7 protein-coding genes and 1 pseudogene are annotated in these 7734 nt (G+C 66.3%); 1 reads left to right on the forward strand and 7 read right to left on the reverse strand.

The window, feature by feature from the left end; translation table 11 throughout:
- The 7 genes and pseudogenes from VIR09_RS31170 to VIR09_RS31200 all read right to left on the reverse strand — a co-directional run.
- Positions 1 to 254: pseudogene (locus tag VIR09_RS31170) on the reverse strand (steroid 3-ketoacyl-CoA thiolase); the annotation flags it as partial.
- Positions 251 to 2110 (reverse strand): AMP-dependent synthetase/ligase, encoded by a 1860-nt coding sequence (locus tag VIR09_RS31175; RefSeq protein WP_414639481.1) that lies wholly within the window; start codon positions 2108 to 2110, stop codon positions 251 to 253. The gene VIR09_RS31175 and the pseudogene VIR09_RS31170, both read right to left, overlap by 4 nt.
- Positions 2107 to 2901 carry an ABC transporter ATP-binding protein gene (locus tag VIR09_RS31180; protein ID WP_332016390.1) on the reverse strand — a complete coding sequence of 265 codons (795 nt, stop codon included), beginning with the start codon at positions 2899 to 2901 and terminating at the stop codon, positions 2107 to 2109. Before VIR09_RS31180 ends, VIR09_RS31175 begins: the two co-directional genes overlap by 4 nt.
- A gap of 52 nt (positions 2902 to 2953) precedes the next feature.
- Complete coding sequence (locus tag VIR09_RS31185; protein WP_332016385.1) at positions 2954 to 4135, reverse strand: ABC transporter substrate-binding protein; 1182 nt, start codon at positions 4133 to 4135, stop codon at positions 2954 to 2956.
- Between the two features lie 55 nt (positions 4136 to 4190).
- Positions 4191 to 5228 carry a branched-chain amino acid ABC transporter permease gene (locus VIR09_RS31190; RefSeq protein ID WP_332016386.1) on the reverse strand — a complete coding sequence of 346 codons (1038 nt, stop codon included), beginning with the start codon at positions 5226 to 5228 and terminating at the stop codon, positions 4191 to 4193.
- A gap of 3 nt (positions 5229 to 5231) precedes the next feature.
- Positions 5232 to 6110: a branched-chain amino acid ABC transporter permease gene (locus VIR09_RS31195; protein WP_332016387.1), complete on the reverse strand. Its 879-nt coding sequence runs from the start codon at positions 6108 to 6110 to the stop codon at positions 5232 to 5234.
- Positions 6110 to 6934, reverse strand: coding sequence for an ABC transporter ATP-binding protein (locus VIR09_RS31200; RefSeq protein ID WP_332016388.1), 825 nt, complete (start codon positions 6932 to 6934; stop codon positions 6110 to 6112). Before VIR09_RS31200 ends, VIR09_RS31195 begins: the two co-directional genes overlap by 1 nt.
- 230 nt (positions 6935 to 7164) lie before the next feature.
- Here VIR09_RS31200 and VIR09_RS31205 point away from each other — a divergent pair.
- On the forward strand, positions 7165 to 7734 hold a 570-nt coding region (locus VIR09_RS31205; protein WP_332016389.1), incomplete at its 3' end, for an enoyl-CoA hydratase/isomerase family protein.

The raw sequence follows: 7734 nt of genomic DNA on the forward strand, positions 1-7734 counted from the left end.
AGCGCCACGCCCGGCACGCTCTCGGGCAACCCCGCCAGCATGGCGGCCAGCCTGCCGATATTGGCGCCCTGCTCGCCCGCCTGGCTGACGCAACCCGCGATCAGGTCCTCGACCTGGCCGCCCGGCAGCCCGGCTCGCGCCAGCAAACCCTGCACCGTCTCGGCCAGCAGCGTGTCCGGCCGCGTGTCCGCCCACCAGCCGCCGCGCCGCCCGAAGGGCGTGCGCACGGCCTCCACGATCACGGCTTCATTCATGCCGTCGTCTCCTCAACGTAGAGCGCTTCGATTTCGTCCGCATAGCTGCGGTAGATGCTGGCGCGCCTGACCTTCATGGTCGCGGTCACTTCGCCGTCGTCATGGTCCAGCTCCTTGGTCAGCAGATGGAAGCGCTTGATCTGCGCCACGGGCGCGAGGCCGGCATTGGCGCGTGCGACCTCTTGCTGCACCAGCTCGCGCACCTGGGCGCATTCGGCCAGCGACCGGAAATGCGTGAACGCAATGCGGCGCGACTCGGCCCATTTTCCCACCGTGTCGAACTCCAGCTGGATCAGCGCCGACACGTACTTCCTGCCGTCCGCGATCACGATGCATTCCTTGACGTAGGGACTGCCCTTGACCGCGTTCTCGATCTCGGAAGGCGTCAGGTTCTTGCCGCCCGCCGTGATCATGATGTCCTTCAGGCGATCGACGATGCGCACGCGGCCCGCCTCTTCAGCCACCACGTCGCCCGTGTACAGCCAGCCGTCCCGCACAGTGCTGGCGGTGGCCTCCGGGTTCTTGTAGTAGCCCTGGAACACCATGTCGCCGCGCACCAGCAGCTCGCCGGCATCGCCCATGCGCCATTCCACACCGAGGATGGGCTCGCCCACCGTGCCCACCTTCACGCGGTCCGGATGCTGGCCGAAGATCATGCCCGCCGACTCCGTCAACCCGTAGACCTCGATCAGCGGCACGCCCAGCGTGCGGAAGTAGCGCACCACGTCCGGCGAGATCGGCGCCGCGCCCGTCATCGCCACGCGCACCCGCCGCAGTCCGATGAAATTCTGCAAGGCGCGCAGCACCAGCCAGTACCAGAGCCAGCGCGTCCAGCGCTCGCGCAGCGTGTATTGCGCAGGGGATTTCTCCAGGAACGGCGTGCAGGCCGCCAACGCGCGCCGGTACAGCCATTGCTGCAAGCGCCCCGCTTCCTGCATCTTGATCGAAATGGCGGCGTGTAGCTTTTCCCAGATGCGCGGCACGCCCAGGAAGATCGTCGGCGCGACTTCGCGCAGGTCTTCCTGCACCGTGCGTATCGATTCGCCGAAGTTCACCTGCGCGCCCAGGTAAAGGGGCACGAAGGTGGAGAGCATCTGCTCGGCCACGTGGCACAGCGGCAGGTAGGACAAGTGCACGCTGTTGCCGTCCATCGCCACGCGGTCGGCAATGCCCGGCGCCACGCCGCGCATATTGCCGTAGCTGAGCATCGCGCCCTTGGGCTTGCCGGTGGAGCCGGACGTGTAAATCATGAGGCCGGTATCGTCCAGCCGCTGGCCGTCCAGCGCCGCGTTCAACGCGGCCAGTTCGGCCGCCTCGCGCCGCGCGCCCTCGGCCTCGATCTCGGCGTAGGTCACGATGCGCTCGCGCTCGGCCGGCGCATAGGAGCGCAGGCCCTTGGTCTCCATCATGACGATGCGGCGCAATAGCGGCAGCCTGTCGGCCACCTGAAGCACCTTGTCGGTCTGCTCCTGGTCCTCGCACACCACCAGTTCCACGTCCGCGTGTTCCAGCACGTAGCCCATTTCCTCGGCCGGGCTGGTGGAGTACACGCCCACCGCCACGGCGCCGACCGCGCCCGCCCCCATCTGGGTCAGCAACCATTCCACGCGGTTCTCGGAGACGATGGCGACCCGTCCGCCCGCGCTCAGACCCAGGGCGCGCAGGCCCAGCCCCACGCGGCAGGCCCGGCTCCAATATTCCGCCCAGGTCATGGGCTTCCAGATGCCGAAATCCTTCTGCCGGATGGCGATGGCCATCGGCTGGCGGCGCGCCTGCTCGCGCAGCATCTGCGGCAGCGTCAGGGCCGGCCAGGCCTGCGCCGATGCGCCGGAGATATCCATGTGCTTATCCATCATGACAGCCAGCGCTTGCGGCGCTTGTAGTGCTTGATGTCGCGAAAGCCGCGGGCCTCGCCCGTGCCGCCCACCCCCAGGTAGAACTCGCGCACGTCCGGGTCCGCAGCCAGCTTCTCGGCGCTGCCGTCTATCACCACCTTGCCGGTTTCCATGATGTAGCCGTAATGGGCCACCGCCAGCGCCACCGAGGCGTTTTGCTCCACCAGCAACATCGATACCCCCCGCTCGCGGTTGATGCGCGCGATGATGGAGAAGATGTTCTCCACCAGCATCGGCGACAGGCCCAGCGAAGGCTCGTCCAGCAACATCAGGCTGGGCTGCGCGATCAGCGCGCGGCCGATCGCCAGCATCTGCTGCTCGCCGCCCGACAGATAGCCGGCCAGGCCGCGACGGCGCTCGAACAAACGCGGGAAATAGCCGTAGACCAGGTCGAAATCGACCTTCGCCCCCGGCCTGCCCGTCAAGGCATAGGTCGCGGCCACCAGGTTCTCTTCGACGGTCAGATCCTCGAACACCCGGCGTCCTTCCATCACGTGCGCCAACCCCGCGCGCACCAGGTTCTGCGGCCTGGCGCCCGCGGTGTCGCCGCCGTTGAAGACGATCTGCCCGCGCACCAGCGCGCCGTCCTCCAGGTCCAGCAGCCCCGACACGGCCTTCAGCGTGGTGGACTTGCCGGCGCCATTGCTGCCCAGCAGCGCCACGATGCTGCCGGCGGGCACCGACAAGGACAAGCCGCGCAGCACCTGCACCGCCTTGTTGTAGACGACTTCGATATTGTTGATATCGAGCACCGCCGGGGCCGGCGGCGCGGCCTGCGCATCATGTCCAGGGTTCACGGCCGCCTCACTTCAGCACGATCCAATCGGAGGCCGGCACCATCTGCTTCTGCTTCACATCGGCGCGATAGATCCGGCCCACCGGGATCGAATTGCCCTTGATCGAAATCGGCACGCCGATCAGGCCGCCCGTGTCGAAGTCCTTGATGCCGTCCAGCGCCGCCTTCATGTTGGCGCTGGTCAGCTCCTTGCCGGCGTCCAGCGTGCGCTTGGCCACCTCGGTAAACAACATCGCCGCCAGGAAACCCTGCATGTAGCCCGTGCTCTGGTACGTCGGGCGCATCTCGCGGATCTTCTTCAGCATCGGCGCATCAGCCGCGGTGTCGTAGTAGTAGCGGTACGGCATCACGCCCATGAAGCCCTCGGCGTCCTCGCCCATCTGCATCACGGTGGAGTTGTCCATGGTCCAGAACGTGCCCATGTAGCGCGTCTTCAGGCCCATGCGCTTGCCCTGCCCCACGAACTCGGGAATCGGCGCCAGCACGTAGCCATGGAAGATGGTGTAGTCCGGGTCGGCGCGGCGCAGCTTGATCACCTCGGTCGACACGTCCACGCTGCCCGGCGGCGTCATGATCTCGGTCGCGACCTTCAGCCCGAGCTTTTCGGCCACGGCGCGCGAGCTGGCGATGGGATCGCGGCCGAACTCCGTGTCCGAATACACGAACGCCACCTTGGCGCCAGGCTGTTCCTTGGCGATGTAGCGCAGCAGGATGCCGAACATTTCCGTGTAATCAGGGCCCAGCATGAACTGGGCGGGATACTTGGCCGGATCGTTCAGTTCCGTGGCAAACGACGCCCCGGTCATCAGGATGTCGCCCGTGCGGTTCAATTCGGCATTGATGGTCTTGGAAAAGCCGGTCGAATCGCCGTAGTAGAAGTTCACCTTGTTCTGGCTGGTGATCTTCTTGAACGCCGCCACCGAGGCATCCACCTTGTAGGCCGTGTCTTCCGGCACGTAGCGCAGCTTGCGCCCCTTCACGCCGCCCTGGTCGTTGACGATCTTCACGTAGTCGGTAATGCCGGCATGGATGCCCTGCCCCGCGAAGGCGAACACCCCGCTCAGCGGAATGGACCCGCCCAGCACCAGGTCCTCGGCGGCCTGCGCGGCGGGCGCCGCCGACAGGGCCGCCGCCAGGCCCAGCGGGGCCAACAACCTCGATAAACCGCTGCCGATCCGGATGCGCTTCATGGTTAGTCTCCTGAGGGTCTTATGGATGGCCGCCGCCGCGCTCGCCTCGCATGGGCTAGGTGCGGAAGGGCCAGAGGTGGAAATAACGGCGCACGCGCCGCCAGATTTCCGCGAGCCCGTGCGGCTCGAAGATCAGAAAGCCCACGATCAGCAGGCCAAAAACAATGGTGCGCACCGGCGAAATCAGGCGCAGCGCGTCGCCGCCCACCGGCAGCCAGCCCACGATCAGCTTGAGCAGTTCCGGCACCATGGTCATGAAGATGGCGCCCAGGATGGAACCCAGGATCGTGCCCATGCCGCCCACGATGATGGCGGCCAGGAAGAAGATCGACATGATCAGCGGGAAGCTCTCGGGCGTGACGACCCGGAAGAAGTAGGCCCACATGCCGCCCGCAACGCCCGCATAGAACGAGGACAGGCCGAACGACAGCAGCTTGTATCGCAGCAGCCGTATGCCCAGCACCTCGGCCGAAATGTCGCGGTCGCGTATGGCGATGAAGGCGCGCCCGATGCGCGTGCGGAACAGGTTGGCCGCGCCCAGCACCATCAGCGCCGTCACCGGCACGATCAGCCAATAGATCTTGAACGAGGTATCCAGGTCCACGCCCAGCACCCGCGCCGGCGGCACCTGCATCCCCGTCGTGCCGCCCGTGAACTGCCAGTTGGCAAAGATGAAATGCGCGATGAACGAGGCGGCGATCGTGGCAATGGCCAGGTACAGGCCCTTCACCCGCAGCGACGGAATGCCGACCAGCAGGCCGCCCGCCATCGCCACCAGCCCACCAGCCACCAGATTCAGCAGCACCGGCGTGCCCAGCCGCTGCTCCAGCACCGCGACCGTGTACGCCCCCAGGCCCATGAAGGCCGCTTGTCCCAGGCTGACCAGGCCGGTATAGCCCGTGAGGATGTTCAGTCCCGTGGCGCTGGCGACATTGATGGCCACCAGGCAGGCCAGATACAGCCAGTAGGCGTCGGCCACGAAGGGAAACATGACCAGGGACGCGGCCAGCAAGACCAGCCACGCCTTCTGCGTGCGGGTGTCGAACAGCGCTTCGTCGGCAAGATAGGTTTGCTTGGCAGTCGCGATGCGCATCGGTCAGAGCCTCTCGATTTCACGGGTGCCGAACAGGCCATAAGGCCTGACCATCAGCACCACCACCAGCACGATGAAGGTGGCCAGCAATTTGTATTCGCCGCCCATGTAGGCGCCGGCCCAGGCTTCCAGCAGACCGATGAATACGCCGCCCACCAGAGCGCCGGCCACGCTGTCCAGTCCGCCTACGATCACCACCACCAGCACCGACAGGCCGAACACGCCCATCGACGAAGAAATGCCGCCGATCGCGCCCACGATCACGCCCGACACGGCGGCCAGCGCGCCCGCCGCCACCCATGCCAGCGAGAACACGCGCGGCACGTTGATGCCCATGGCATACGCCGCGCCCTGGTCCGAGGCCGTGGCCCGCAGCGCCACCCCGCCGCGCCAGTAGCGGAACACCGCCAGCACCAGCAGCGCCAGCACCACCGCCACCCAGAAGCCGTAGAACACCTTGGGCGCGACGAAGGCCTCGCCTATCATCACCGGCGAACGCGGCATGAATTCCGGCAGCCGGCGCTGGTCGGCCGTCCAGATCAATTCCACCGCGCCCACCAGGATCGACGCCAGGCCCACGGTGATCATGAACACCGAGATCGGCGCCTCGCCCAGCATGGGGCGGATGGTCAGCCTTTCGACCACCGCGCCCAGCGCGCCCGACACCACCACCGCGCCGATGATGGCCAGCCAGATCGGCCATTCCATGCCGGTGGCGAAGGCGTAGAACACATAGGCGCCCAACATCAGGAATTCGCCGATGGCGATGTTCACCACCCGGGTGGCCTTGTAGACGATGACGAAGGCCAGCGCCGCCAGCGCATAAAGCCCGCCGCTGCCCAGCCCGGCCAGCGTAACCTCCAGGAAGAACAGCATGTCCATCAGGCTGCCTCCCGCAGGCGGCGGCGCAGGTCGCCGACGTCGCCTGCGCCCAGGTAGGCCTGGATCACCTGCGGATCCGCCTGCACCTGGGCCGGCGTGCCGTCGGCAATCACCTGGCCGAAGTTCAGCACCACCACATGGTCCGACAGGTCCATCACCATGCCCATGTCGTGCTCCACCATCAACACCGTCACGCCCCATTCGGAGCGCGCATCCAGGATGAAGCGCGCCATGTCATCGGTCTCTTCGCGGTTCATGCCCGCCACCGGCTCGTCCAGCATCAGCACCTTGGGGTTCATCGCCAGCGCCCGCGCCAGCTCCACGCGCTTCTGCAAGCCATAGGACAGCGCGGCCACCGGCGCGTGGCGGATGTGATCGATCTCCAGGAAATCGATGATGCGTTCTTCGATGTCGGCGCGCAGCGCCATCTCTTCGCGGCGCGCCCGGCCCAGATAGAGCAAGGCGTCCAGCACATTGGTGCGCAGGTGGGCGTGGCGGCCCAGCTTGATGTTGTCCAGCACGGTCATGCCGCGGAACAGCGCAATGTTCTGGAAGCTGCGCGCCAGGCCCATCCGGGCACGTTCGGGCGCGGCCACGCGCGTGATGTCGCGGCCCTGGAAGCGGATCTGGCCCGAGGCCGGGCGGTAGAAGCCGGAAATGGTGTTGAACAGCGAGGTCTTGCCCGCGCCGTTGGGGCCTATGACCGTGGTGATGGACCCGGCCTCCACGCGAAAGCCCACGCCCGTAAGCGCCTTGACCCCGCCAAACGCCAGCGTGACCCCATCCACCTCCAGCAAGGGAGTGCTGTCGGACTGATCCACCATTTGTCTCCTCGCTTTTACATGCGAAGTTTTTATCGACGTCGGTCTGGCGAACCCGCGAGGCAGGAGATGCAACGAACCTGTCTTTACCTACGCCAGTACAGCGCCGGAAAATCGTTCTATGCGTTACGCTAAGCGTGCTTAAAGGAAAACCAAGCAAGCGCTCGGTTCAGACCATAGCATCGCGGTTTTTGGATCGACAGCTGGTACTTACCCGATAACGGAGACTCGCCATGACCCAAGGACTTCCCGTCTTCCAGACGCTGTTTCTGGAGACCGACGGCGCAATCGCGACCGTGACGCTGAACCGCCCCGACGCCCTCAACGCCATCGACGTGGCGATGGCGCAAGACTTGCAGCGGGCCGCGCAATGGCTGGAAACACGCGATGGAATCCGCGCGGTGCTGCTACGCGCCACCGGCAAGGCTTTCTGCGCCGGCGGCGACATCAGCATGTTCATGGGCGACCCGTCCCAGGTGCGGGCCACGCTGCTGGACCTGTTCACGCCGCTGAACGACTTCATTGCGCGCATCGCCCGCATGGATAAGGTCTGGATCGCCCAGGTGCACGGCATCGCCGCGGGCGCGGGCCTGTCGCTGGTGCTGGCCTGCGACCTGGCCATCGCCGATACGGAAGCCCGCTTCATGACGGCCTATCTCAAGCTTGGGGCCACGCCTGACGCCGGCATGACGCATGGCCTCACACGGGTGCTGGGCGCCCGGCGCGCGCTGGACCTGCTGCTGCGCCACGACGCCTTCTCTGCCGGCGACGCGCTGGCCTGGGGCATCGTTACGCGCACCGCC

Origin of the sequence: Achromobacter sp., from assembly GCF_036567245.1 — a bacterium.
In the GTDB taxonomy this organism is placed as follows: Bacteria; Pseudomonadota; Gammaproteobacteria; order Burkholderiales; family Burkholderiaceae_B; genus Achromobacter.

What these genes read in the sequence shown, in the direction of transcription:
- VIR09_RS31175 (WP_414639481.1), bottom strand. Translation starts at nt 2,110, where the DNA reads ATGATGGATAAGCACATGGATATCTCCGGCGCATCGGCGCAGGCCTGG.
- VIR09_RS31185 (WP_332016385.1), bottom strand. Translation starts at nt 4,135, where the DNA reads ATGAAGCGCATCCGGATCGGCAGCGGTTTATCGAGGTTGTTGGCCCCG.
- VIR09_RS31190 (WP_332016386.1), bottom strand. Translation starts at nt 5,228, where the DNA reads ATGCGCATCGCGACTGCCAAGCAAACCTATCTTGCCGACGAAGCGCTG.
- VIR09_RS31195 (WP_332016387.1), bottom strand. Translation starts at nt 6,110, where the DNA reads ATGGACATGCTGTTCTTCCTGGAGGTTACGCTGGCCGGGCTGGGCAGC.
- VIR09_RS31200 (WP_332016388.1), bottom strand. Translation starts at nt 6,934, where the DNA reads ATGGTGGATCAGTCCGACAGCACTCCCTTGCTGGAGGTGGATGGGGTC.